Here is a 23,854-nt window from a genome sequence, read left to right on the forward strand (position 1 = left end):
CACCGAGGCCGCCGGGTGCGGCGCAGCCGCCGGCGGCGAGTGCGCAGGCGCACAGGGCGGCGGCGAACAGGCGGCGGGGCAAAGGCTTCATGGGGCGGAACCGTGGGGTGGGGGAGACGGGGAACCGACGCTGGACGGCACGGGTCACGGGCACCGGGAGGTCGTGTGGCAGCGGTGCGTACGGTGGTGGGGCGCAGGCAAGGCGGGACCTTGGTCCCGGTCTGCGGAGTGTTCCGCCGTACCCCAGGGAGGGCTCCCGTGACATCGGTCGTTCGGCCACAAGATCCGACCGCTCCGCTCCCGTTCTTCGTCTACGGGACGCTGCGCCCGGGCGAGGTCAACCACGACCTGTTCCTGCGCGGCCGCACCGTCGCGGAGGAGCCCGCGAGCCTCCCGGACGCGGCGCTGTACGAGGGCCCCGGCTATCCCTACGCGGTCCACAGCCCGGGCTCGCTCGTGGTCGGGGAGCTGATCACCGCGGCGCCGGGGGAGTACGGGGAACTGGTGGCGGCCCTGGACGTGCTGGAGGAGTACGGGGGTCCGGACCGCCCGGGGAACATCTACGACCGGATCGCCCGCGAGGCCCTGCGCGCCGACGGCAGCCCGGTACGGGCCTGGGTCTACCTGGCATCACTGCTGCTCGCCCGCGACCTGCGGGAGTCGGGCACCGAGATACCGGGCGGCGACTGGCTGAAAAAGACCTAGAGCCCTAGAGCCCTAGAGCCCCTCGGCGCCGCGGTTGCGCAGCCGCTGGCCGTACTGCTGGAGCACCCACAGCTCCTCCTGGACCGCGGCCAGTTGCTCCGGCGGCGCCTGCGGGCCGAGCCGGGACAGCGTGCCCTGGATCTCGTGGACCCGGCGGTCGACGGCGCGCAGCCGCACCTGGACCAGCTGGACCCCCGCGTACATCTCGTCCACCGTCTTGGCGTGGATGGCCTCGACCGCCAGCTCCGTGACGAGCGCGCGGACGGTGTCGTTCGGGGCCGCGTCCCGCACGCGGGCCAGATAGTCCTCGGTGCCGAGCGAGGTGCCGCCCGCGTCCAGGATCGCCTGGCGCACCGCCGCGTAGGGCGGGGCGGTGAACTCGTCCATCCCGTACGCGTCGAACGCCGGGGAGACCAGGGCCGGGCGCTGGAGGGCCAGCTTCAGCAGCTCCCGCTCGGTGCGGTGGGCCGGGCTGCGCAGGTTCAGCGCGGGTCCGCCGGCCGGCTGGGCGGCGGGCGCGGGCGCGGCCTCGTAGGACGGGCGGCCCCGGCCCTGCTGCTGGGGCTGGTTGCCGCGCTCGCGGGCCCAGCGGGCCAGCTGCGCGACGCGCTTGACCACGAACTGTTCGTCGCGGATGCCGAGCATGCCCGCGAGCTGGACGGCGGACTCGTGCTGGATCGCGATGTTCTTGATGTTCGCGACGACCGGAGCCGCCTCGTCCAGCGCCGCCGCCCGGCCCGCCGGGTTCTCCAGGTTGTGCCGGGCGACGATGTGCCGCAGCGCGAACTCGAAGAGGGGGGTCCGGGATTCCACGAGGCCGGCGACGGCCGCGTCCCCCTGGGCGAGGCGCAGGTCGCAGGGGTCCATGCCGCCCGGGGTGACCGCGATCGAGGTCTCGGCGGCGAACTTCTGGTCGTCCTCGAAGGCCCGCAGCGCCGCCTTCTGGCCGGCCGCGTCACCGTCGAAGGTGAAGATCACCTCGGCGGTGGCGTTGTCCATCAGCAGCCGCCGCAGGATCTTGATGTGGTCCCCGCCGAAGGACGTGCCACAGGTGGCGATCGCGGTGGTCACCCCGGCCATGTGGCAGGCCATCACGTCCGTGTAGCCCTCGACCACCACGGCCCGCGAGGTCTTCGCGATCTCCTTCTTCGCCAGGTCGATGCCGTACAGCACCTGGGACTTCTTGTAGATCGCGGTCTCGGGCGTGTTCAGGTACTTGGGGCCGTTGTCGTCGTCGCGCAGCTTGCGCGCGCCGAAGCCGACCACCTCGCCGCTGATGTCGCGGATCGGCCACATCAGCCGGCCGCGGAAGCGGTCGATCGGCTTGCCGCTGCGGCTGTCCTGGGCGAGCCCGGAGGTGATCAGCTCCTTGTCGGTGAAACCCTTGCCGCGCAGGAAGCGGGTCAGGTGGTCCCAGCCGGCCGGGCTGTAGCCCACGCTGAAGTGCGCGGCGGCCGCCTGGTCGAAGCCGCGCCCGGCCAGGAACGTGCGGCCGATCTCCGCCTCGGGGCTGTCCAGCTGGTCGACGTAGAACTGGGCGGCCGCCTTGTGCGCCTCGACCAGGCGGATCCGCTCGCCGCGGCCGCTGGTGCCGGCGGTGTAGCCGCCCTCCTCGTACCGCAGGGTGATGCCGGCCTGGCCGGCGAGGCGCTCGACCGCCTCCGAGAAGGAGAGGTGGTCGATCTTCATGATGAAGTCGAGGGTGTCCCCGCCCGCCTGGCAGCCGAAGCAGTGGTAGAGACCCTTGCTGGGGCTGACCTGGAAGGACGGGGACTTCTCGTCGTGGAAGGGGCACAGGCCCTTGAGGTTGCCGCCGCCCGCGTTGCGCAGCTGGAGGTAGTCGGAGACCACGGCGTCGATCGGGACCGCGTCCCGTACCGCCTTCACGTCGTCGTCGTTGATCCGTCCTGCCACGCGTGAAGTCTACGGCCGCACGCCGGCAAACCCGTCAGCAGCCCTATGCCGTGAGCAGCGACGCGAGCGGAACCGAGGGGTCGGCCAGCCTCTCGCGGTCCACGGGCTCCTTCGACCTGATCAGGGCCTGGACGTGCTCGGTGACGTCCCACACGTTCACGTTCATTCCGGCGAGCACCCGCCCCTCCGAGAGCCAGAAGGCGATGAACTCCCGCTTGCCCGCGTCCCCGCGGATCAGCACCTGGTCGTAGCCGCCGGGCGGAGCGTAGCCCGAGTACTCCAGACCCACGTCGTACTGGTCGGAGAAGAAGTACGGCACCCTGTCGTACGAGACCTCCTGCCCCAGCATCGCCCGCGCGGCGGCCGGGCCCCCGTTGAGGGCGTTGGCCCAGTGCTCGACCCGCAGCCGGGTCCCGAGCACCGGATGGTGGGCGGCGGCCACGTCCCCGACCGCGAAGATCTCCGGGTCGGAGGTGCGCAGGGAGGCGTCCACCGCGATCCCGCCCCCGTGCTCCCGGTCGACGAGCGCCAGTCCGGAGGTCTCCGCGAGCGCGGTGCGCGGCGCGGCCCCGATCGCGGCGAGCACCGCGTGTGCCGGGTGCTCGTCCCCGTCGTCCGTACGGGCGGCCAGCACCATGCCGTCGTGGCCGACGATCTCGGTGAGCCGGGCCCCGAAGTGGAACCGGACCCCGTGTTCGGCGTGCAGGTCCGCGAAGAGCCGGCCGATCTCCGGACCGAGCACCGCGTGCAGCGGGGTGGGCTCGGGCTCGATGACGGTGACCTCCGCGCCGTACCCGCGGGCCGCCGCGGCGACCTCCAGGCCGATCCATCCGGCGCCCGCGATCAGCAGGTGGCCGTTGTCCCGGCCGAGCCCGGCCAGGACGCCCTTGAGCCGCTCGGCGTGCGCGAGGCGCCGCAGGTGGTGCACCCCGGCCAGGCCCGTGCCGGGGATGTCCAGGCGGCGCGGTTCGGCGCCGGTGGCCAGCAGCAGCTTGTCGTAGTGCAGGGCGGTGCCGTCGCCGAGGACCACCTTCTTCGCGTCCCGGTCCAGGTGGACGGCGGGCTGGCCGAGGTGCAGCTCGATGTCGGAGGCCGCGTACCAGGACGGCTCGTGGACGAAGACGCTGTCGCGGTCGTCCTTGCCCATCAGGTACCCCTTGGACAGCGGGGGCCGTTCGTAGGGGTGGTCGCGCTCGTCGCCGATCAGGATCACCCGCCCCGTGAACCCCTCGGACCTCAGCGTTTCGGCCGCTTTTGCCCCGGCCAGCCCCGCGCCCACGATGACGAATGTCCGGTGTGCGTCGACCACCTGATGCCTCCTCATAACCTCTCCGCCACATGCGACCACATGCGAGCGTCCCGCAATGAGCCTGCCGCGTGAAGGGGGAGTGGCCCGATCAGCTCACCCCTCGGCGCGTCGCGTGCGCCGGGTGAGGCGTGCGTGCAGGGAACGGGCGGCCGCGTCGGTGAGGGACGCGATCTGGTCGATGACCGCCCGTTTCCTGGCCCTGTCGTCCGGCGCCGCGTCGAAGATGGCCCGGAACTGCGGGTCCAGGCCCTCGGGAGCGCGGGCGCTGAGCGCCTCCGCGAGTTCGGCCAGGACGATGCGCTGGTCGGCGCGGATCCGCTCCTGTTCGTCGCGCTGCATGACGTACAGGTCGGCGACCGCTTTGAGGACGGCGCACTCGTTGCGCGCCTCGCGGGGGACCACGAGTTCGGCGGCGTACCGGGTGAGGCGGCCGGATCCGTGGGCCTCGCGGGTGGCGCCCTCGGCGGCCAGGCAGAAACGGCCGATGAGCTGGCTGGTCGCGTCCTTCAGGCGGGCCTGGGCCACGGCCGAGCCGTCGTACCCGTGCGGCCACCACTCCTGCTCCATCAGCCGGTCGAGGGCGGCCCGCAGTTCCTCGGGCTCGGTGTCGGCCGGCACGTAGCGGCCGATGGCGACCCGCCAGATCGCGGCGCGCTCCGGTTCGGCGAAGAGGAGGTTGGGGTCGAGGTGGCCCGCGTGCAGCCCGTCCTCGAAGTCGTGGACGGAGTACGCGACGTCGTCCGCCCAGTCCATGACCTGGGCCTCGAAGCACTTGCGGTCCGCGGGCGCGCCGAGGCGCAGCCACGCGAAGACCGGCAGGTCGTCCTCGTAGGCGCCGAACTTGACCGAGCCGGGGTCGGTGGGGTGGTTTCCGCGGGCCCACGGGTACTTGGTGGCGGCGTCCAGGCAGGCACGGGTGAGGTTGAGGCCGACGCTGACGAGTTCGCCGCTCGCCGGGTCGGGCACGAACCGCTTGGGCTCGAGGCGGGTCAGCAGGCGCAGCGACTGGGCGTTGCCCTCGAATCCGCCGCAGTCCTTGGCGAACTCGTTGAGCGCCTCCTCGCCGTTGTGGCCGAAAGGCGGGTGCCCCATGTCGTGGGAGAGGCAGGCCGCCTCGACGAGGTCGGGGTCGCAGCCGAGCGCGGCGCCGAGCTCCCGGCCGACCTGGGCGCACTCCAGGGAGTGCGTGAGCCGGGTACGGGGGCTCGCGTCCCAGTCGTAGGAGCGGGTGCCCGGGGTGACCACCTGGGTCTTTCCGGCGAGGCGGCGCAGGGCGGCGGAGTGCAGTACGCGGGCGCGGTCGCGCTGGAAGGCGGTCCGCCCGGGCCGCTTGTCCGGTTCGGCGGCCCAGCGCTCGGTGGCGGTGGGGTCGTACAAGTCGTCTGCCGGGACGTGCGCGGTGCCTTCCATGAAGAGACGGTAACCGGAACCTCTGACAAACCGGGATCAGGCGGAGAGAAGTTCCGGCCGTTCGACGCTGCGGGGCAGGGCGCGCGCCCGGTCGTAGCGGTGGAGCAGGAGGCGGGCCAGCGCCGGGTGGTCGCCCAGGGGTGCGGCGGCGACGGCGGGCGCGGCCGCGGCGGCCTGGGCGGCGAACCGGCCGGGCGCGGCGAAGTACGAGGCCACGGCCGGCCGGTGGTGGCCGCGGGCGGCCAGGGTCCGGACGGCCTCGGGGACGGTGGGGGAGGCGGCGGAGGCGTAGGCGGGGAGCACCGGGACGCCGCCGAGGCGCTCGCCGAGCAGGGCGGCGGTGTGGCGGGTGTCGGCGGCGGACTCGGGATCGCGGGAACCGGCGGCGGCGAGCACGACGGCCGTACTCGTGTCGCGGGCGGAGCCCCAGCCCGCCTCCAGCAGGCGCTCGTACAGGGCCTCGACGAGCAGCGGGTGCGGGCCGAGCGGCGCGGCGACGGCGACCCGCAGGTGCGGGGAGGCGGCTGCCGCAGCCGGGAGATCGCGTTTGACGTGGTAGCCGCGGCCGAGGAGCAGCGGGACGAGGACCGCCTCGCCGTCGAGCTCCCCCAGGGTGTCGCCGAGGAGCGGGCTGTTCAGCTCGATGTGCCCGAGCCGGACGTCGAGGCGGGGGCGGAGCTCGCGGACCCGTTCGAGGAGGGCGAGGGCGGTGTGCAGGGCGCGCGGGTCGCGACTGCCGTGTGCCACGGCGACGAGGGTGGGCTGCTGCATGGGTGGGCTCCGTGGGGCCGGGCGCGCGGCGGGCGCACTCCGCTGAGCTGCGTGCCGAGTTGGGCGGTGATCCGGGACAGCAGTTCGGCGGCGCTGCCGAAGGGGAGGGGCAGGGTGTCGGGAGGGTGCACCGGCTCCGTCATGAACCGATCCTGCGCGCCGGAGATTGCCACCGCGTTGCGCCGCGGTGACGGGTGTTTTCCGGGTGCTCACCCCCGCGCCCGGTCATTCGTGCGGGTGAAAGGAGGGGAGGACGGAACTGTGGGCCGGGGCCCACTCGTCAATCCGTGCGAACGAGGTGTGATGCGTGGGGTGCAAGGGGGCGGTCATGAAGAAGGACAGCTGGGCTAGGGCGGCGGCCCGGTCAGCGGCACGGACGGTGTCGGGGGCTCGGACGGCGGCTCGGACGGCGGCACGGTCAGCGGCACGGGCCGTGGCGGGCCGGCGGCCGGGGCTGCCGCGCGGTGTGCGGGCGCGGCGGCGGGCCGCGCAGGTCGTGATGGCGGGCTGCGCGCTGGCGCTGCTGCCCGCGGCGTGGACGCACGCGGCGGCCGCGGACCGGCTGCGGACCACCGCCGACGCGCCGTCCGCCGAGGTGGCCGTGGTGTTCGGGGCGGGGCTGTGGAACGGGCAGCCGACCCCCTACCTGGCCACCCGGCTCGATGCCGCCGCCGAGCTGTACCGCGCGGGCAAGGTGAAGGTCGTCCTGGTCACCGGGGACAACAGCCGCAGGGAGTACGACGAGCCGGACGCGATGCGCAGGTACCTGACCGGGCACGGGGTGCCGGACGGGCGGATCGTCAGCGACTTCGCGGGCTTCGACACATGGGACTCCTGCGCCCGGGCCAAGCGGATATTCGGGGTCGACCGGGCCGTGCTGATCAGCCAGGGCTTCCACATACGCAGGGCCGTCGCCCTGTGCCAGGCGGCGGGCGTGGACTCGTACGGGGTCGGAGTGCCCGATGAGCACGACGCCACCTGGTACTACGGCGGGACCCGCGAGGTCTTCGCGGCCGGCAAGGCGGCACTGGACGCGGCCTTCAAGCCCGAACCGCACTTCCTGGGACCGAAGGAGCACGGGGTGTCGCGGGCTCTGGGGGCTCTGTCAGACTGACGCGGCGTCGGCTATGCCGATTAGTCATATGCCGGGTCGGTCCGTACGAGCGTCAGAGGTGGGGAACGTGGCTGTGGTGGATCTCAGCGGCAAGGTCGTCGTCATCACCGGCGGAGCCCGGGGTCTGGGCGCCGCGGCGGCGCAGGCCGTGGTGGACGGCGGCGGCCGGGTGCTGGTCACCGATGTGCTGGAGGCGGAGGGCGCGAAGACGGCCGCGAAGCTCGGCGGCTCGGCCCGCTTCCTGCGGCACGACGTGACGAGCGAAACCGACTGGCAGGCGGCACTGGAGTACGCGGTCGCCGAGTTCGGCCGCATCGACGGACTGGTGAACAACGCCGGGATAGCCACCGGCCAGTTCCTGGAGCACGAGAGCGTCGAGCACTTCCGGCAGGTCGTGGAGATCAACCTGGTCGGCGTGTTCATCGGCATCAAGACCGCGATCCCGCTGCTCCGGGCGAACGGCGGCGGCTCCATCGTCAACATCTCCTCCGCCGCGGGCCTGACCGGCCTCGCGCTCACCGCCGGGTACGGCGCGTCCAAGTGGGGCGTGCGCGGCCTGTCGAAGATCGGCGCGGTCGAGCTCGCCGAGGCCCGGATCCGCGTGAACTCCGTCCACCCCGGCATGACGCTGACCCCGATGACCGCCCCCGTCGGCATCCAGGCCGGCGAGGGCAACTACCCCGGCGCCCCGATGGGCCGCGTCGGAGTCCCCGAGGAGATCGCCGCCGCCGTCGCGTTCCTGCTCTCGGACGCCGCCGGATACATGACGGGCGCCGAGCTCGCGGTCGACGGCGGCTGGACGGCCGGCCCGACCGTGAAGCACCTGACGGGCCGCTGACCCTCGGACCGCCGTGCGGCGAGCCGGGCCTCACAGGCGCAGTCGGGCGCTGCTGAGCCGGAGCTGGCCGACTTGTAACGCGGGGCGGCGGCCCGTGTAACACCGCCGTCGCAGGCTGGGCCGTATGCACACCCCGGAAGCAGCCGCCACCGCCACGCACTGTCCGTACTGCGCGCTGCAGTGCGGTATGAACCTCCGCCCTGAACCGGGCGGCGAAGGCGTCGCGGTGGAGGAGCGGGCGGACTTCCCCGTCAACCGGGGCGCGCTGTGCGGCAAGGGCCGTACCGCCCCCGCCGTGCTCTCCTCCCGGGTACGCCTGACCGGACCGCTCGTCCGCACCCACGCCGGGCGGCTCGAACCGGCCACCTGGGAGGAGGCCCTCGACAAGGTCGCCGAGGGCCTCGCCCGCACGGGCCGCGCGTACGGGCCGGACGCCGTCGGAGTCTTCGGCGGCGGCGGGCTCACCAACGAAAAGGCGTACGCGCTCGGCAAGTTCGCCCGGGTGGCCCTGCGCACCTCGCAGATCGACTACAACGGCCGCTTCTGCATGTCCTCGGCCGCCGCCGCGCACCAGCGGGCCTTCGGGCTCGACCGGGGGCTGCCCTTCCCGCTGGAGGACATCCCCCGCACCGGCTGCGTGATCCTCGTCGGCTCGAACCTCGCCGAGACCATGCCGCCCGCCCTGCGCTACCTCACCGAGCTGAAGGCGAACGGCGGCACCCTGATCGTCATCGATCCCCGCCGCACCCGCACCGCGGAGCAGGCCGACCTGCACCTCGCCCCGCGGCCCGGCACCGACCTCGCGCTCGCCCTCGGCATGCTGCACCTCGTCGTCGCGGAGGGGCACACGGACGAGGAGTTCATCGCGGACCGGACCACCGGCTGGGAGGCGGCCCGGGCCGCCGCCATGGCCCACTGGCCCGAGCTCGTGGAACGCATCACCGGCGTGCCCGTGCCCAAGCTCCGCGAGGCGGTCGAGATGTTCTGCGCGCCCTCCTCCGCGATGGTCCTCACCGCCCGGGGCCCGGAGCAGCAGTCCAAGGGCACCGACACCGTCGGCGCCTGGATCAACCTGTGCCTGGCCACCGGCCGGGCCGGCCGCCCGCTCTCCGGCTACGGCTGCCTCACCGGCCAGGGCAACGGCCAGGGCGGCCGCGAGCACGGCCAGAAGGCCGACCAGCTCCCCGGCTACCGCAAGCTGACCGATCCGGCGGCCCGGGCGCACGTGGCCGGGGTCTGGGGCGTCGACCCCGACGCCCTTCCCGGCCCCGGCCGCAGCGCGTACGAACTCCTCGACGCCCTGGGCACCGACGTCCGCGCCCTCCTCCTCATGGGCTCCAACCCGGTGGTCTCGGCCCCCCGAGCCGCCCACATCGAGGAGCGCATCCGCTCCCTGGACTTCCTCGCCGTGGCCGACGTGGTCCTCTCCGAGACCGCCGCCCTCGCGGACGTGGTCCTCCCGGTCACCCAGTGGGCGGAGGAGACCGGCACCACCACCAACCTGGAGGGCCGCGTCCTGCTCCGCCGCCGCGCCCTCACCCCGCCGGCCGGGGTCCGCACCGACCTGGAAGTGCTGCACGGCCTCGCCGCCCGCCTCGGCGTCGAGAAGGGCTTCCCCACCGCCCCGGAGGAGGTCTTCGACGAACTGCGCCGCGCCTCCGCCGGCGGCCCGGCCGACTACTCGGGCATCAGCTACGCCCGTATCGAGGCCGAACAGGGCGTCTTCTGGCCCTGCCCGGACGGCTCCCCCGGCACGCGCCGCCTCTTCCTGGACCGCTTCGCGACCGACGACGGCCTGGCCCGCTTCGTCCCCGTCTCCCACCGGGACGCCGCCGAGGTCCCCGACGCCGACTACCCGCTGCTCCTCACCACCGGCCGCGTGGTCGCCCAGTACCAGTCCGGCGCCCAGACCCGCCGCGTCGAGGAGCTCAACGCGGCCGCCCCCGGCCCCTTCGTGGAACTCCACCCCCGCCTCGCCGCCCGCCTCGGCGCCGTCGACGGGAGCCCGCTGGCGGTCACCTCCCGCCGCGGCCGCGCGGTGGCCCCGGCCCGCATCACGGACACCATCCGCGCCGACACCGTCTTCATGCCCTTCCACTGGCCGGGCGAGGGCCGCGCCAACACCCTGACCAACCCCGCCCTGGACCCGGTCTCCCGCATGCCGGAGTTCAAGGTCTGCGCGGTCCGCGTCGAGCCGGCCTAGCCGGCCTCGCCGCCCTGGCCGCCCTCGCCGCCCTGGCCGTCGGGATCAGGACGCGAAGCGGGTCACTTTCGTCACCTTGCACGTGACCCGTTCCCGAACCTGCTCGAGGGCGCCGGCGGTCGCCTCCGCCCGCTGCCCCGGGGCGAGGTCGTTGCTGAGGGCCGCGCCCTCGGCGAGCCGGACGCCCGACGGGCCGATGAACTCGACGCCGACGATGTACGTGCTGGTCTCACCGCTGCGGTTCGTGATCAACAGCTTCGCCGACGGCCACTGAGTGACCCGGTCCACCCCGCACGAGGTGATCCGCACGTCGCCGACCGGTCCCGGATCTCCCGCCGGTGACGCCCGTGACGCCGGCGCCCGGGGCAGGGAGCTCCTGACGGAGGGTGTCGCCGGCGGCGCGCTCTCCCCGTCCTTCGTGCCGCCGCCACCGCCGTCCGGGACGATGGTGACCAGCGCCCCGGCGACGACCACCAGCACCACCGCGCCCAGGAGGCCGAGGACGACGCCCAGGACGATGCGCCGCCTTCTCCGGGCCGGCGGCGGGCCGTGCGTGAGGGGTCCGGCCGGGGGGCCGCTGTCCCGGCGCTGCCATCCAGGGGGCGGATTCGGGTTCGACACGGGACACCCCCGCGGTTCGGGCCGGTGGCCTGCCTGCGGCTCCTACGTCAGCCGTGCGTTTCAGCATCGCACCGGTCCGGCTCCGCCACCCGTCGACGGCGCACCGCCCCGCCGCGGCGGCGGGCCGGACAGGGACCGGCCACCGGACCGGGCACCGGACCGGGCACGGGATCGGACATGGGTGCGGACCGCTTCGGCAGGGCCCCCGGCGGGTAACCATCCGGTCACGCACCGGCTGCAGAAAGTGCTCGCACGCCCCTCGTGGCAGCGATGTGTCGTACCCCACACTGAGTTGCGGTGCCTGAGTCCTCGGACCCCTGGAGGTCGCCCCCGTGCAGACCCAGACGCAGCCCCCGACCGTCACCCTGACCGTGACCGATCAGCCCGAACCCGAGGCCGAGGCCATGGACGACGAGCCAGAGCCCCTCGACCTGGTCGAGCAGATCGAACACATCGAGAAGGTGCCGGCCCCGCGCAAGCGCGTGGACAGCGGGGGCGGAGCGGCGGGTCCGTCCGCCGACCTGTTCCGGCAGTACCTGCGCGAGATAGGCAGGATCCCGCTGCTCACCGCCGCCGAGGAGGTCGACCTCGCACGGCGCGTCGAAGCCGGCCTGTTCGCCGAGGAGAAGCTCGCCGGCACCCCGGACCTCGACTCCCAGCTCGCCTTCGACCTCGACAAACTCGTCGTCATGGGGCGGATGGCCAAACGCCGTCTCATCGAGTCGAACCTGCGCCTCGTCGTCTCCGTCGCGAAGCGCTACGTGGGCCGCGGGCTCACCATGCTCGACCTCGTGCAGGAGGGGAACCTCGGGCTCATCCGTGCCGTCGAGAAGTTCGACTACGCCCGAGGGTTCAAGTTCTCCACCTACGCCACCTGGTGGATCCGGCAGGCGATGTCCCGGGCCCTCGCCGACCAGGCCCGGACCATCCGCGTCCCGGTCCACGTCGTGGAGCTGATCAACCGCGTCGTGCGCGTACAGCGCCGCATGCTCCAGGAGCGCGGGTACGAGCCCACCGCCGAAGAGGTCGCCGCCCACCTGGAACTGACCCCCGAGCGGGTCCTCGAGGTGCTCCGCCTCGCCCAGGAGCCGGTCTCCCTGCACGCCCCGGTCGGCGAGGAGGACGACGTCGCGCTCGGCGACCTCATCGAGGACGGCGACGCCGCCTCCCCCGTGGAATCCGCCGCGTTCTTCCTGCTGCGCGAACACCTGGAAGCCGTGCTGTCGACCCTCGGCGAGCGCGAGCGCAAGGTCGTCCAGCTGCGCTACGGGCTCGACGACGGGCGCCCGCGCACCCTGGAGGAGATCGGCCGGATCTTCGGCGTGACGCGCGAGCGGATCCGCCAGATCGAGTCCAAAACCCTCAACAAGCTGCGCGACCACGCCTTCGCCGACCAGCTGCGGGGCTATCTGGACTGAGGAGGGAACCGGAAGGGGCGCCCCGAAGGACGCCCCCACCCCACCGTCCGGCCGCCGCCGGCTAGTCGACCTCGGCCACCGCCTGCGCGAACTGCGCCGCGTACAGCCGCGCGTACGCGCCGCCCGACGCCAACAGCTCCTCGTGCGTGCCCTGTTCCACGATCGAACCGCTCTCCATCACCAGGATCACGTCCGCGTCGCGGATCGTGGACAGCCGGTGCGCGATCACGAAGGACGTACGGCCGTGCGCCAGGCGCGCCATCGCCTTCTGGATCAGCACCTCGGTACGGGTGTCCACGGAGCTCGTCGCCTCGTCGAGCACCAGGATCACCGGGTCCGAGAGGAACGCCCGGGCGATGGTGATCAGCTGCTTCTCACCCGCGCTGACCCCCGCGCCCTCGTCGTCCAGGACGGTGTCGTAGCCGTCCGGCAGGGTGCGGATGAAGCGGTCCGCATGGGCCGCCCGCGCAGCCTCCTCGACCTCGGCGCGCGTGACCTCGCGCGAGGCACCGTAGGCGATGTTCTCCGCGATGGTGCCGCCGAACAGCCAGGTGTCCTGGAGCACCATGCCGATGGAGCCGCGCAGTTCCTCTCGCGTCATCTTCGCGACGTCCACCCCGTCCAGGGCGATCTCCCCGCCCGTGACCTCGTAGAACCGCATCAGCAGGTTGACCAGCGTGGTCTTGCCCGCACCCGTCGGGCCGACGATCGCGACCGTGTGCCCGGGCTCGACGGTCAGCGAGAGGTTCTCGATGAGCGGCTTGTCCGGCTCGTAGCGGAAGGCCACCTTGTCGAGGGTGACCTGGCCGCGCACGGTCTCCGGCCGCTCCGGAACCTCGGCGTCCGGCTCCTGTTCCGCCGCGTCCAGCAGCTCGTAGACCCGCTCCGCCGAGGCGACGCCGGACTGGATGAGGTTCGCCATCGTGGCGACCTGCGTCAGCGGCATCGAGAACTGCCGCGAGTACTGGATGAAGGCCTGCACATCACCGATCGACAGGCTGCCCGAGGCGACCCGGAGCCCGCCGACGACGGCGATCAGCACGTAGTTGATGTTCGATATGAAGAACATCACCGGCTGCATGATGCCGCTGACCAGCTGCGCCTTGAAGGAGGCGCGGTACAGCGCCTCGTTCTGCTCGGCGAAGACGGCCGCGGACTCCTTCTGCCGGCCGAAGACCTTGACCAGCGCGTGGCCCGAATACATCTCCTCGATGTGCGCGTTGAGCACACCGGTGGTCTTCCACTGCGCCACGAACTGCGGCTGCGACCTCTTGCCGATCTTCGCCGCGGCGAAGACCGAGATCGGCACGGTCACCAGCGCGACCAGCGCCAGCAGCGGCGAGATCCAGAACATCATCGCGAGCACGCCCACGATGGTCAGCAGCGAGTTCAGCAGCTGCCCCATCGTCTGCTGGAGCGTCTGGCCGATGTTGTCGATGTCGTTGGTGGCCCGGCTGAGCACTTCGCCGCGCTTCTGCTGGTCGAAGTACGACAGCGGCAGCCGCGACAGCTTGCCCTGGAGCTCCTCGCGCATCCGGTACAGGGTGCCGTTCATGACGTGGTTCGACATCCTGGTGGCGACCAGCATCAGCAGTCCGGCGAGGGTGAACACCACCAGCGCCCAGATCGCCACGACTCCGACCGCGCCGAAATCGATGCCCTGGCCCGGCGTGAAGTCGGTGCCGGAGAGCATGTCCGCCATGCCGTCCCGGCCCTCGGCGCGCAGCCCCTCAAGCGCCTGCTGCTTGGTCAGCCCGTCCGGCATCTGCCGCCCGACGATCCCCGCGAAGACCAGGTCGGTGGCCTCGCCCAGGATCTTGGGGCCGACGACCGCGCAGCCGACACTGCCGACGACGGCCACGACCATGCCCCACAGCCTGGCCCGGTCCTGCGCGAGCTGGCCGAGCAGCCGCTTGCCCGACCCCTTGAAATCCATGGACCGTTGGACCGGTCCCGCCATCATCCGTCCTCCGGGCCCGCTCATGCGGCCTCCGCCTCCGTCAGCTGGGAGAGCACGATCTCCCGGTAGGTCTCGTTGCCGGCCATCAGCTCGTGGTGTCGCCCTTCGCCCACGACCTGCCCCTCGTCCAGGACGATGATCCGGTCGGCGTCGCGGATCGTGGAGACCCGCTGGGCGACGATCACCACGGTCGCGTCCTCGGTCTCGCGGGCGAGCGCCGCGCGCAGCGCCGCGTCCGTCGCGTAGTCCAGGGCCGAGAAGGAGTCGTCGAAGAGATAGATCTCCGGGCGCTGCACCAGGGTGCGGGCGATGGCCAGACGCTGGCGCTGCCCGCCGGAGACATTGGTTCCGCCCTGCGTGACGGCCGCTTCCAGACCGCCTTGCAGCGCGGACACGAACTCCTTGGCCTGGGCCACCTCCAGCGCCTGCCACAGCTCTTCGTCGGTCGCGTCCGGGCGCCCGTAGCGCAGGTTGGAGGCGACGGTCCCGGAGAACAGGTACGGCTTCTGCGGGACCAGGCCGACCGTCTTGGCGAGCAGGGCCGGATCGAGCCGCCGTACGTCCTCCCCGTCGACCAGCACCTCGCCGCCGGTCGCGTCGAACAGCCGCGGGACCAGGCCCAGCAGCGTGGACTTGCCGCTTCCGGTGGAGCCGATGACGGCCGTGGTCTCGCCGGGGCGTGCCAGCAGGTCGATCCCGCGCAGCACCGGGGCCTCGGCGCCGGGGTAGCGGAAGTCGGCGCCGCGCAGCTCCAGGCGCCCGCTCCGGGTGAGTTCGCGCACCGGGTCGGCGGGCGGGACCACGCTGGAATCGGTGTCCAGGACCTCCTGGATGCGCTCGGCGCAGACCTCGGCGCGCGGCACCATCATGAACATGAAGGTGGCCATCATCACGGACATGACGATCTGCATCAGGTAGGCGAGGAAGGCCGTCAGCTGGCCGACCTCCATGCCGCCGCTGTCGACGCGCATCGCACCGAACCAGATGACGGCGACGCTGGAGACGTTCACGACCACGATGACGGTCGGGAACATGTAGGCCAGCAGCTTGCCGGTGGCCAGCGAGACGCCGGTCAGGTCGGCGTTGGCGTCCCGGAAACGATCCTTCTCGTAGTCGTCGCGGACGAAGGCGCGGATCACCCGGTTGCCGGTGATCTGCTCGCGCAGCACCCGGTTCACGGTGTCCAGGCGCTCCTGCATCGTGCGGAACAGCGGCCGCGTCCGGAAGACGATCGCGCCGACCGACAGGCCGAGCACGGGAACCACGGCGAGCAGGACGCCCGACAGCCTCACGTCCAGCGACAGCGCCATGGCGATGCCGCCGACGCACATGATCGGCGCCGAGACCATCAGGGTGAAGGTCATCAGCACCAGCATCTGGACCTGCTGGACGTCGTTCGTCGTACGGGTGATCAGCGACGGCGCGCCGAACTGGCCGAGCTCCCGCGCCGAGAAGCTCTGCACGCGGTCGAAGACGGCGGCGCGCACGTCCCGGCCGAAGGCCGCCGCCGTGCGGGCGCCGTAGTAGATGGCCCCGACGTTGCAGACCAGCTGGACCAGCGAGACGCCGAGCATCAGTGCGCCGAAGCGCAGGATGTAGCCGGTGTCACCGTTGATGACACCGTTGTCAATGATGTCCGCGTTGAGGGTGGGCAGGTAGAGGCTCGCACTGGTCTGGAGCAGCTGCAGCAGCACCAGCAGGGCGATGGGTTTGCGGTACGGACCCAGATGGGTCCGCAGAAGTCGTATGAGCACGCGCAGGCTCCGGTCGGCATGATCGAGGGGGTTCACCCCATCTTCTGCCAACCGGGGGCCCGATCCCCAGCAGTTTTCGCAAAGGCCGGTCAAAAGGAGTAGACCGCCCTGCGACGCCGGACCTAGAACGCGCCGGGGTGGATCTGCTCCCGCGTCGCGACGTACTGCTGGCGCACGGCCTGCCAGGCGGGGAACTCCTCGCCCGGCTCGAACACCTGTGCCGCCGCGGCGGGCCAGACCGGCGGGGTGTGCGGGGCCAGCGTGCCCTGCGCCACTCCGAGCGCCCACGCCGCCTGGCGCGCCGCGCCGAGCGCCGCGTAGTCGGCCGGCGCGGGGACGACGACCTGCGTCCCGAACAGCCCCGGGGCCGCGGCCTGCACGGCGGGCAGCTCGGCCGCCGCGCCCAGCAGGAACACCCGGCGGATCTCGACCCCGCGCGAGCGCAGCACGTCGAGCGCGTCCACCAGCCCGCACAGCATGCCCTCGAAGGCGGCCCGGGCCAGGTGCTCCGGCTTCATCGAGTCCCGGCGCAGCCCGGACAGGGTCCCGGCGGTGTGCGGCAGGTTCGGCGTCCGCTCGCCCTCCAGGTACGGCAGGAGGACGAGGCCGTGCGCGCCCGGCGTCGACTTCAGCGCGAGCTCGGACAGCCCCTCCAGGTCGGTGCCCAGCAGCTCGGCGGTGCCGCGCAGGGCCCGTACGGCATTGGAGGTGTTCACGACCGGCAGGTGCATGCCGCTGGCGTCGGCCAGCGAGGTGATCAGGCCGCCCGGCTCCGACAGCGCCTCGTGGTGCACCGCCATCACCGACCCGGAGGCACCCAGCGAGACCACCGCGTCGCCGGGGCCGAGACCCAGCCCGAGCGCGGCGGCCATCGTCTCGCCGGTGCCGGCGGATATCAGCAGCCCCTCGGGCGTGGTCCCGGCGGCATCGGCCGGGCCGAGCACCTCGGGCAGCAGCGCCATGTGGCCCAGCGCCAGCTCGACCAGGTCGGGCCGCCAGGAACCGGTGGCCGCCGACCAGTACCCGGTACCGGAGGCACCGCCCCGGTCGGTGGTACGGCGGGCCGGCCGGCCCAGCAGCTGCCACACCAGCCAGTCGTGCGGGGACATCACCACGGCCACCCGGCGGGCGGCCTCGGGCTCGGTACGGGCCAGCCAGGCCAGCTTCGCGAGCGGCTGCGCGGCGTGCGGGACCGAGCCCACCGCCTCGGCCCACGCCTGCCGGCCGCCGAAGGCGTCGACGAGGTCGGCCGCGGCGACCTGCCCGCGCTTGTCGTTGCCGACCAGGGCAGGGCGCACGAGCCCGCCCTGCGTGTCGAGCGGCAGCAGGCCGTGCTGCTGCGCGGAGACCCCGATGGCCTGGACCCCTTCGAGGAGCCCGCCGCCGGCGGCCTCGCCGAGCGAGAGCAGCCAGGCCTGCGGATCGGTCTCGTAGGGGCTCGAGCCGTCGGGTTCCCCGGTGGGCTGTGGATGGGGTGCGTACCCCTGGCGCAGCACGGCACCGGTGTCGGTGTCACAGACGACGATGCGAGTGAAGGCGGAAGAGCTGTCCAGCCCGGCGACTATCCCCATGCGGAGAATTCTGCCGCACGCCGGGCCGGTCTCCGCCGCCTCCGTCGCCTCGGATGTCTCAGGTGCCTCAGGTGTTGCTGGTGCCCCAGTCGTCCTCGCCGCCGCCGCCGACCCGGTCGCGCAGTCCCCGCACCCGTCCGGCCAGGGATGCGGGTACCGCGTCGCCCACCTTGTCGCTCACCGCGGCGAAGGCCTTCCCCGCGAATTCGCGCCCGGTGTGCCCGGCGCTCTCCGCGGCGTTGCGCACCGCGGGGTTCTGCGCGATCTCCCGCGCGGACTTCTTCAGGGACTCGTAGCGCTCGCGCCCGGCCCGGGTTCCGAGCACGTACCCGAGGGCCAGTCCGACCACGAACGTGACCTTGTACCGCATGCCTGCCACCCTTCGTCGTGTGGTGCCCGGCCTGCTGTCGATACCGATTGGCGGAGCACCCCCCTGCTTGCGCTAATCTATGACTCGCAACGGGCACTCGCCCTCCGGCAAGGCCGGAGGTGGGCCGTTCGATGCACCGCAGCAATCCCCTGTAGCTCAATTGGCAGAGCAGCCGGCTGTTAACCGGCAGGTTACTGGTTCGAGTCCAGTCGGGGGAGCGCGATCCCCTGTAGCTCAATTGGCAGAGCATTCGGCTGTTAACCGGAGGGTTGCTGGTTCGAGTCCAGCCGGGGGAGCAACGAGAAGAAGAGGGCCCTGGTGGGTCCTCTTCTTTTCTTTTTGTCGCCCCCGTCCGGGAACCGGGCAGCCCTCAGCGCGGTCTCTCTGAGCAGGCGAAGCCGATCATGCGGGGCATCCGAGGCAGGAGATCGTATGAGCGGCTATGCTGCGGCAGACGGCGCGCACACATGTACGCGCCACGCCGTGAAGGGGCGGTAGCTCAGCCGGTTAGAGCAGCGGACTCATAATCCGTCGGCCGTGGGTTCGAGTCCCACCCGCCCCACCGCGAGCCGCAGGTGCAGAAACGATCGCACCTGCGGCTTTGGCGTATTCCGGGAGTTCGGGGATTCGGGGCTAGAAGTTCTCCGTTTCGTCCGCGAGGTGGCGCAGTACGTCCGTCAGATCCTGGCGGCGGGCGAATGCGACGCGTTGGCGGTGGGCGCCCGAGCCGTCGCGGAGCAGGCCCGCCAGGGTCTTGGCCGCGTGATCGAGGTCGCCCGAGGCGGCCAGGGCCGGGGCGACCAGGTCCAGCAGGGCCTCCGCGAGATCGGCCGCCGGAAGTTCGGCGCCGGTGTACGGGTCGAGGCCGAAGCCCTCCAGGCCGTCGTGGGCCGCCCGCCAGCGCGCCAGGCGCAGTACGTCGTCCCGTACGGGTGGATCTGGGCGCTGCTCCGCGATCTCCCCCAATGCCGTGGACACCAGCGCGCGGACCAGCTCGGCCTGGAGGACGGCCGTGTCGAGGTACGGGGACATGTCGGGCGCCCGGATCTCGAGCGTCGGCCAGTGCCCCGAGGGGCGCAGGTCCCAATAGACCATCTTCGTGTCCAGCGCCGCGCCCGAGCCGAGCAGCGTCTGCACCGAGCGCCGGAAGTCCGCCGTGGACGTGAAGTGCGGGGGCAGCCCCGCCGAGGGCCAGCCCGACCAGGCCATCGCCCGCCAGCTGGCGTGGCCGGTGTCACGGCCGCCCCAGAACGGCGAGTTGGCGGCCAGCGCGATCAGCGTCGGCAGCCAGGGTCTGACCCGGTTGGACACCGCGACCGCCGTGTCCACGTCGAGGGTGCCGACGTGGATGTGCCGGCCGCAGCTCACCAGGGTGTCGGTGAGCGCGCCGAAGCGGCGGTGCTGCTCGCGCTGGCGCGGCTCGTCGTCGGTCAGGTGCAGCGGCTGCTCCACGGCCACGACCGGCGAGGGGGCGGCCAGCAGGCGGCAGCCGTGGGCACGGGCGGCCCGGCCGAGGGTGCGCCGCAGGCCGGCGAGCTCCTCGCGCAGCGTGTCCGCCGAATGGGCGATCGGGGTGGAGATCTCCACCTGGTAGCGGGTGCCCTCGGGGTGCAGCTCGCCCGGCAGCCCGCCGGCCGTGGCGAGGACGAGCGGGGCGGCGGGGACCACCCGGAAGGTGCGGGCGTCGACGAGGAGGAACTCCTCCTCGACGCCGACGGTGAGGGGAACGGCGGGGCGCACCGTCTTCTGCCCGGTGCCGGTGCTCGTGGTGCTGTTGCCAGGTTCGATCACTACGCCTCCCTGGACATACGAGTCTTTTCATCATGAGCTGAACACCAGGCGAGGAGCGCACGTCGATTCGGTCAAAAACCAGGTGATAGTGGCGAGTTAGCGGCAAGGACCGGTCCGGTGTGGGGCCGGGGATCCGGGTGGGGTGCCTGGTGCCGGTGCGTGCACACGGAAAAAGCCCAGGAGGTGGCCGCCGGTCGCCGGTTATCATCCGCTGTGCCCCCTATCGCCGCTCCCCAACGCCCGCAGCGGCGCATGTTCGCCGACCTCACCCCGCTGCGCACGTCCCGCGACTACCGGCGGCTGTGGGTCGGCGGCACCATCTCCTGGGTCGGCCAGGCGATGACGGCCCTCGCGATCTCGCTCCAGGTCTACGACATCACCCGGTCCAGCTTCTCCGTCGGGCTCGTCGGACTCTTCGCGCTCGTCCCGCTCGTCGTCTTCGGGCTCTACGGCGGGGCCATCGCCGACACCGTCGACCGCCGCAAGCTCGGCCTCTACAGCTCGCTGGGCGCCGCCGCCCTGTCGGTCGCGCTCGCCGCCGCCGCGCTGCTCGGCTACCACCGCGTGTGGTTCCTGTACGCCGTCGTCGCGCTCCAGGCGGTGTGCGGGGCGCTCTCCGGGCCGGCCAGGTCCGCCATGATCCCGCGGCTGCTGCCGGCCGCTCAGCTCCCCGCCGCCAACGCGCTGAACTCCGTGACGATGACCTCCGGGACGATGGCGGGCCCGATGCTGGGCGGGCTGATCGTCGGCTGGTGGGGGTACCAGGCGGCGTACCTGATCGACTCGCTCACCTTCCTCGCCGCCCTCTACGCGATGTGGCGGCTGCCGTCGATGAAGCCCGACCGTGCCGAGGGGGCGCGGGGGAGGGCCTCGGTCGTCGACGGCCTGCGCTTCCTCGGGACCCGGCCCAACATCCGGATGACCTTCTTCACCGACATGGCCGCCATGGTGCTGGCGCACCCCAGGGCGCTGTTCCCGGCCGTCGCGGTGCTCTGGTACGGCGGCGACGCCAAGACGGTCGGCCTGCTGGTGGCCGCGCCCGCCGTCGGAGCGCTGCTCGGCGGGCTGTTCTCCGGCTGGCAGGGCCGCATCCGCCGGCACGGGCTGGCGATCCTGTGCGCCGTCGGCGCGTGGGGGCTGGCCATCGCGGTCTTCGGGCTCACCCGGAACCTGTGGCTCGGGCTGTTCTTCCTGGCCCTGGCCGGATGCGCGGACACCGTCTCGATGGTGTTCCGGACCACCATGCTCCAGGCCGCCACCCCGGACGACATGCGCGGCCGCCTCCAGGGCGTCTTCATCGTGGTCGTCGCGGGCGGTCCCCGGCTCGGGGACTTCCTGGCCGGGACCGCCGCGGACCTGACCTCCCCGGCCGTGGCGATCACGGGCGGCGGCCTCGGCTGCGTGCTCGTGCTGGGCCTGCTCGCACTGCGGTGGCGGGGCTTCGCCCGCTACGACGCGCGCTCGCCACAGGCCTGACGCCCGGGCCCTACGCTTCCACCGGCTCCCTGGTGCGGGCGCCGCCCGCGTTCCCGGTGTTGGCCGTGCCGGACGGCTCGAACATCAGGATCGCGGCCTCTTCGTCCGCGGCCGGGCAGTGTTCCACCCCGCGCGGGACCACGTACATCTCGCCGGGGCCGAGGACCACGTCGCCGTCGCGCAGATGGATCGTCAGCGTGCCGCCGACCACGAGGAACAGCTCGTCGGTGTCCTCGTGGGCGTGCCAGACGAACTCGCCCCGCACCTTGGCGACCTTCACCTCGTAGTCGTTGACGCGCGCGATGCGGCGCGGCGCCCACTGCTCGGTGAAACCGGCCAGCTTCTCGGTGATGTTGACCTTCGATGTCGTCATGTGGACAGCCTGCGGGGGCGGGTGGCGGCGGTCTTGTACGTTCCTGACATGGCCGCGATACGTCCGCGCAGCACCGTTTCCGCCTGGCAGCCGGCGGTGCCGGGCATCGCCGAGGTCTTCCACGCGCGGTTCACCGACCACGCGTACCCGGCCCACGTGCACGACACCTGGGCGCTGATGATCCTGGACGGCGGCCGGGTCGACTTCGCGCTGGACCGCGAGCGGCACGGCGTCGGCGTCGGCGAGGCGGTGGCCCTGCTGCCGCCCGGGGTGCCCCACGACGGGCGGACGGTGACCGAGGCCGGCTTCCGCAAGCGGGTGCTGTACCTGGACACCTCCGTGCTGCCGGAGGCGCTGGCCGGGGCCGCCGTCGACGCCCCGCTGCTGCTCGACCCGGCGTTGCGCGAGCGCGTGCACCGGCTGCACCGGGCGCTGGGAGAGCGGGACCCCTTCGAAGCCGAGTCGCGGCTGGCCTTCGTACGGGAGAGGCTGCACCGGTGGCTGTCGGGGCGCGGGGCGGCGGCGTACGGGGCCCCGGGCGCGGGGGTCGCCGTACGGCTGCGCGAGCTGCTCGACGCCCGGGTGGCCGAGGGGATCACCCTGGAGGAGGCGTCGGCGGAGCTGGGACACGTGCACCCCACGCACCTGATCCGCAGCTTCCGGAAGGCGTACGGGCTGCCGCCGCACGCGTACCTCACCGGGCGGCGGGTCGCGGTGGCGCGGCGGCTGCTGCTGGCCGGGATGCGGCCGGCCGAGGCGGCCGCGGCCGCGGGCTTCTACGACCAGGCGCACCTGACGCGGCACTTCGGGCGGCACGTGGGGACCAGCCCGGCGCGATTCGCCCGGTCCGGGCGGATCACGCGCCTGGACACGGTGGACGTGAAGCCGCCGAAGAGACGGCCTGGTCCCGGGGAGTGACGATTCCGCGGGCCACCCCCAGGGCCACCAGGTCCTGGGGGCGGATGCGGAGCTGGTCAGCGGTGGCGGGGGCGTCCGCCGGGGGGCGCTTGAGGATGGCCGCCGCCAGTTCCGGGGCGATGACCGAGAAGTAGCTGTCCGGGGTGACCCAGGTGTTCCCGGGCGCGGCCAGGGCGAGGGCGCCGCCCGAACCGCCCTCGCCGATCAGCAGGGTGGTGACGGGGACGGTGGCCGCGGCCAGCGCGGCGAAGGCGTCCGCGATGGCCGCGCCCGCGCCCGCGTGTTCGGCGGCGGCGTCGTTGGCCGCGCCCGGGGTGTCCACCAGGGTGAGCACGGGGACGCCGAGCCGGTCCGCGAGGCGGATCACGCGGGCGGCCGTACGGTATCCAGCCGGGCGGGTGGCCGTGCCGCACTGGGCGGCGTACGCCACGGCCCGGCCCTCCCGCAGCCCGAATCCGCAGAGCATCCCGGGGTCGGTTCCGCCCGCCCGGTCCCCGGAGAGGGGCAGCCGGAGGGTGAAGTACGCGTCCAGGTACGCCTCGGCGCGCGGCCGGTCCGGATGGCGTGCCTGGAGCACCGCGTCCCAGCCCGTGGCGGGCGGCGTCACTTCTGCCAGCGCGGCCGGGGGCTCGACGGGACCGTCGGCCCCGGGCGCGGCCAGCACGCGGAGCCAGTCGGACAGGGTCCCGGGGAGCTCCGCAGGATCGACGACGGCGTCCACGTGGCCCGCCGCGTACTGGCCCTCGGCGCAGTACGCCGCCGGGTCCGCGTCCGCCGGCCGCACCCGGGAGCCTGCGAAGCCGACCTGGGCTCCGGGCAGCGCGAGGACGACGTCGGCCCCGGCACCGAGGGTGGCCCAGCCGCCGCCGGTGGTCGGATCGCGCAGCACGGCGATCTGGGGGAGCCCGGCGGCGCGGGTCAGGACGCACTGGCGGGCCACGCGCTGGAGCTGGGTCAGCGCGAGCATCCCCTCCTGCATGCGGGAGCCGCCGGTGGCGATCAGGGAGACGAGCGGGAGGCCGTGTTCGCGCGCGTGGGCGTACGCGGCTTCGAGCCGGTCCCCGGTGCGCTCGCCCAGCGAACCGCCGAGGAAGCCGAACTCGAAGGAGATCAGGGCGGCTTCGCGGCCGCCGATGCGGGCGGTGCCGGTGACGACGGACTCCCGCTCGCCGGTGCGCGCTCGGGCGCGGGCCAGGGAGTCGTCGTAGCCGGTCCAGGCCAGGGGCCCGTCGGCCGTCGATGTGCTTGCGGGCGGGGGGAGTTCGGTGAAGCTGCCGGGGTCGGTCACGGAGGCGATGGCCGCGCGGGCCGAGAGGCGGGTCGTCACGGGGCCACCCT

General features: G+C 73.0%; 19 protein-coding genes and 3 tRNA genes. 10 read left to right on the forward strand and 12 right to left on the reverse strand.

All coding sequences use genetic code 11. From position 1 onward, the window contains the following. The first annotated feature begins 258 nt into the window (after positions 1-258). Entirely contained in the window at positions 259-705 is a 447-nt protein-coding gene (locus ACIPUC_RS06895) for a gamma-glutamylcyclotransferase family protein (protein WP_446587141.1), read from the forward strand. Between the two features lie 12 nt (positions 706-717). On the opposite strand, the gene dnaG is transcribed toward ACIPUC_RS06895, so the two are convergent. The 4 genes from dnaG to ACIPUC_RS06915 form a co-directional block, all read right to left on the reverse strand. Further along, the gene (gene dnaG / locus ACIPUC_RS06900) at positions 718-2,619 is read right to left on the reverse strand and encodes a DNA primase (RefSeq protein WP_446587142.1); all 1,902 of its coding nucleotides are present in this window, start codon (positions 2,617-2,619) and stop codon (positions 718-720) included. 43 nt (positions 2,620-2,662) lie between these two features. Next, positions 2,663-3,928, reverse strand: coding sequence for an NAD(P)/FAD-dependent oxidoreductase (locus ACIPUC_RS06905; RefSeq protein WP_446587143.1), 1,266 nt, complete (start codon positions 3,926-3,928; stop codon positions 2,663-2,665). Positions 3,929-4,021: 93 nt separating this feature from the next. Then, positions 4,022-5,338, reverse strand: coding sequence for a deoxyguanosinetriphosphate triphosphohydrolase (locus ACIPUC_RS06910; RefSeq protein WP_446587144.1), 1,317 nt, complete (start codon positions 5,336-5,338; stop codon positions 4,022-4,024). Positions 5,339-5,374: 36 nt separating this feature from the next. After that, the gene (locus ACIPUC_RS06915) at positions 5,375-6,109 is read right to left on the reverse strand and encodes a sirohydrochlorin chelatase (RefSeq protein WP_446587145.1); all 735 of its coding nucleotides are present in this window, start codon (positions 6,107-6,109) and stop codon (positions 5,375-5,377) included. A 499-nt stretch (positions 6,110-6,608) separates the two neighbouring features. On the opposite strand from ACIPUC_RS06915, the gene ACIPUC_RS06920 reads away from it, so the two are divergent. The 3 genes from ACIPUC_RS06920 to ACIPUC_RS06930 all read left to right on the forward strand — a co-directional run bounded on the left by ACIPUC_RS06920 (position 6,609) and on the right by ACIPUC_RS06930 (position 10,264). Further along, on the forward strand, positions 6,609-7,223 hold the full coding sequence (locus ACIPUC_RS06920; protein WP_446587644.1) for a SanA/YdcF family protein: 615 nt from the start codon (positions 6,609-6,611) through the stop codon (positions 7,221-7,223). 73 nt (positions 7,224-7,296) lie between these two features. Next, positions 7,297-8,061 (forward strand): glucose 1-dehydrogenase, encoded by a 765-nt coding sequence (locus tag ACIPUC_RS06925; protein WP_446587646.1) that lies wholly within the window; start codon positions 7,297-7,299, stop codon positions 8,059-8,061. A 124-nt stretch (positions 8,062-8,185) separates the two neighbouring features. After that, positions 8,186-10,264 (forward strand): molybdopterin oxidoreductase family protein, encoded by a 2,079-nt coding sequence (locus ACIPUC_RS06930; RefSeq protein WP_446587146.1) that lies wholly within the window; start codon positions 8,186-8,188, stop codon positions 10,262-10,264. A 45-nt stretch (positions 10,265-10,309) separates the two neighbouring features. Here ACIPUC_RS06930 and ACIPUC_RS06935 read toward each other — a convergent pair whose 3' ends face one another. Then, a complete protein-coding gene (locus tag ACIPUC_RS06935; RefSeq protein WP_446587147.1) occupies positions 10,310-10,885 on the reverse strand; it encodes a hypothetical protein in 576 nt (191 codons plus the stop codon). A gap of 332 nt (positions 10,886-11,217) precedes the next feature. Here ACIPUC_RS06935 and ACIPUC_RS06940 point away from each other — a divergent pair, with 332 nt between their 5' ends. Beyond that, on the forward strand, positions 11,218-12,303 hold the full coding sequence (locus tag ACIPUC_RS06940; RefSeq protein ID WP_446587148.1) for an RNA polymerase sigma factor: 1,086 nt from the start codon (positions 11,218-11,220) through the stop codon (positions 12,301-12,303). 61 nt (positions 12,304-12,364) lie between these two features. On the opposite strand, the gene ACIPUC_RS06945 is transcribed toward ACIPUC_RS06940, so the two are convergent. From ACIPUC_RS06945 to ACIPUC_RS06960, 4 genes are all read right to left on the reverse strand, one after another. Continuing rightward, positions 12,365-14,287, reverse strand: a complete 1,923-nt coding sequence (locus ACIPUC_RS06945) for an ABC transporter ATP-binding protein (RefSeq protein ID WP_446587149.1) — start codon at positions 14,285-14,287, stop codon at positions 12,365-12,367. Further along, a complete protein-coding gene (locus tag ACIPUC_RS06950) occupies positions 14,284-16,017 on the reverse strand; it encodes an ABC transporter ATP-binding protein (protein ID WP_446587150.1) in 1,734 nt (577 codons plus the stop codon). Before ACIPUC_RS06950 ends, ACIPUC_RS06945 begins: the two co-directional genes overlap by 4 nt. Before the next feature lie 122 nt (positions 16,018-16,139). Continuing rightward, positions 16,140-17,588, reverse strand: a complete 1,449-nt coding sequence (locus ACIPUC_RS06955; RefSeq protein WP_446587151.1) for an FGGY family carbohydrate kinase — start codon at positions 17,586-17,588, stop codon at positions 16,140-16,142. 67 nt (positions 17,589-17,655) lie between these two features. Next, on the reverse strand, positions 17,656-17,958 hold the full coding sequence (locus ACIPUC_RS06960; protein WP_446587152.1) for a YtxH domain-containing protein: 303 nt from the start codon (positions 17,956-17,958) through the stop codon (positions 17,656-17,658). Between the two features lie 145 nt (positions 17,959-18,103). Here ACIPUC_RS06960 and ACIPUC_RS06965 point away from each other — a divergent pair. The 3 genes from ACIPUC_RS06965 to ACIPUC_RS06975 all read left to right on the forward strand — a co-directional run bounded on the left by ACIPUC_RS06965 (position 18,104) and on the right by ACIPUC_RS06975 (position 18,520). Beyond that, positions 18,104-18,176: transfer RNA gene (locus tag ACIPUC_RS06965), tRNA-Asn, on the forward strand. A gap of 5 nt (positions 18,177-18,181) precedes the next feature. Then, positions 18,182-18,254: transfer RNA gene (locus tag ACIPUC_RS06970), tRNA-Asn, on the forward strand. Positions 18,255-18,446: 192 nt separating this feature from the next. After that, positions 18,447-18,520: transfer RNA gene (locus ACIPUC_RS06975), tRNA-Ile, on the forward strand. Between the two features lie 71 nt (positions 18,521-18,591). On the opposite strand, the gene ACIPUC_RS06980 is transcribed toward ACIPUC_RS06975, so the two are convergent. Further along, a complete protein-coding gene (locus ACIPUC_RS06980; RefSeq protein WP_446587153.1) occupies positions 18,592-19,749 on the reverse strand; it encodes a carboxylate-amine ligase in 1,158 nt (385 codons plus the stop codon). A gap of 252 nt (positions 19,750-20,001) precedes the next feature. Between ACIPUC_RS06980 and ACIPUC_RS06985 the strand changes: the two genes are divergently transcribed. Further along, positions 20,002-21,225 (forward strand): MFS transporter, encoded by a 1,224-nt coding sequence (locus tag ACIPUC_RS06985; RefSeq protein WP_446587648.1) that lies wholly within the window; start codon positions 20,002-20,004, stop codon positions 21,223-21,225. Positions 21,226-21,235: 10 nt separating this feature from the next. On the opposite strand, the gene ACIPUC_RS06990 is transcribed toward ACIPUC_RS06985, so the two are convergent. Next, positions 21,236-21,598 carry a cupin domain-containing protein gene (locus tag ACIPUC_RS06990; RefSeq protein WP_446587154.1) on the reverse strand — a complete coding sequence of 121 codons (363 nt, stop codon included), beginning with the start codon at positions 21,596-21,598 and terminating at the stop codon, positions 21,236-21,238. 48 nt (positions 21,599-21,646) lie between these two features. On the opposite strand from ACIPUC_RS06990, the gene ACIPUC_RS06995 reads away from it, so the two are divergent. Then, positions 21,647-22,516 (forward strand): AraC family transcriptional regulator, encoded by an 870-nt coding sequence (locus ACIPUC_RS06995; RefSeq protein WP_446587155.1) that lies wholly within the window; start codon positions 21,647-21,649, stop codon positions 22,514-22,516. On the opposite strand, the gene ACIPUC_RS07000 is transcribed toward ACIPUC_RS06995, so the two are convergent. Beyond that, the gene (locus ACIPUC_RS07000; protein ID WP_446587156.1) at positions 22,455-23,843 is read right to left on the reverse strand and encodes a carboxyl transferase domain-containing protein; all 1,389 of its coding nucleotides are present in this window, start codon (positions 23,841-23,843) and stop codon (positions 22,455-22,457) included. The two genes, ACIPUC_RS06995 and ACIPUC_RS07000, sit on opposite strands and share 62 nt — an antisense overlap. Positions 23,844-23,854 lie beyond the last annotated feature (11 nt).

It is taken from the genome of Streptomyces sp. LARHCF249, from assembly GCF_052871255.1.

Coding starts and splice junctions, on each gene's coding strand:
- ACIPUC_RS06920 (WP_446587644.1), top strand. CDS start 6,609: ATGGCGGGCTGCGCGCTGGCGCTGCTGCCCGCGGCGTGGACGCACGCG.
- ACIPUC_RS06945 (WP_446587149.1), bottom strand. CDS start 14,287: ATGAGCGGGCCCGGAGGACGGATGATGGCGGGACCGGTCCAACGGTCC.
- ACIPUC_RS06910 (WP_446587144.1), bottom strand. CDS start 5,338: ATGGAAGGCACCGCGCACGTCCCGGCAGACGACTTGTACGACCCCACC.
- ACIPUC_RS06930 (WP_446587146.1), top strand. CDS start 8,186: ATGCACACCCCGGAAGCAGCCGCCACCGCCACGCACTGTCCGTACTGC.
- ACIPUC_RS06960 (WP_446587152.1), bottom strand. CDS start 17,958: ATGCGGTACAAGGTCACGTTCGTGGTCGGACTGGCCCTCGGGTACGTG.
- ACIPUC_RS06955 (WP_446587151.1), bottom strand. CDS start 17,588: ATGGGGATAGTCGCCGGGCTGGACAGCTCTTCCGCCTTCACTCGCATC.
- ACIPUC_RS06995 (WP_446587155.1), top strand. CDS start 21,647: ATGGCCGCGATACGTCCGCGCAGCACCGTTTCCGCCTGGCAGCCGGCG.
- ACIPUC_RS06985 (WP_446587648.1), top strand. CDS start 20,002: ATGTTCGCCGACCTCACCCCGCTGCGCACGTCCCGCGACTACCGGCGG.
- ACIPUC_RS06915 (WP_446587145.1), bottom strand. CDS start 6,109: ATGCAGCAGCCCACCCTCGTCGCCGTGGCACACGGCAGTCGCGACCCG.
- ACIPUC_RS06990 (WP_446587154.1), bottom strand. CDS start 21,598: ATGACGACATCGAAGGTCAACATCACCGAGAAGCTGGCCGGTTTCACC.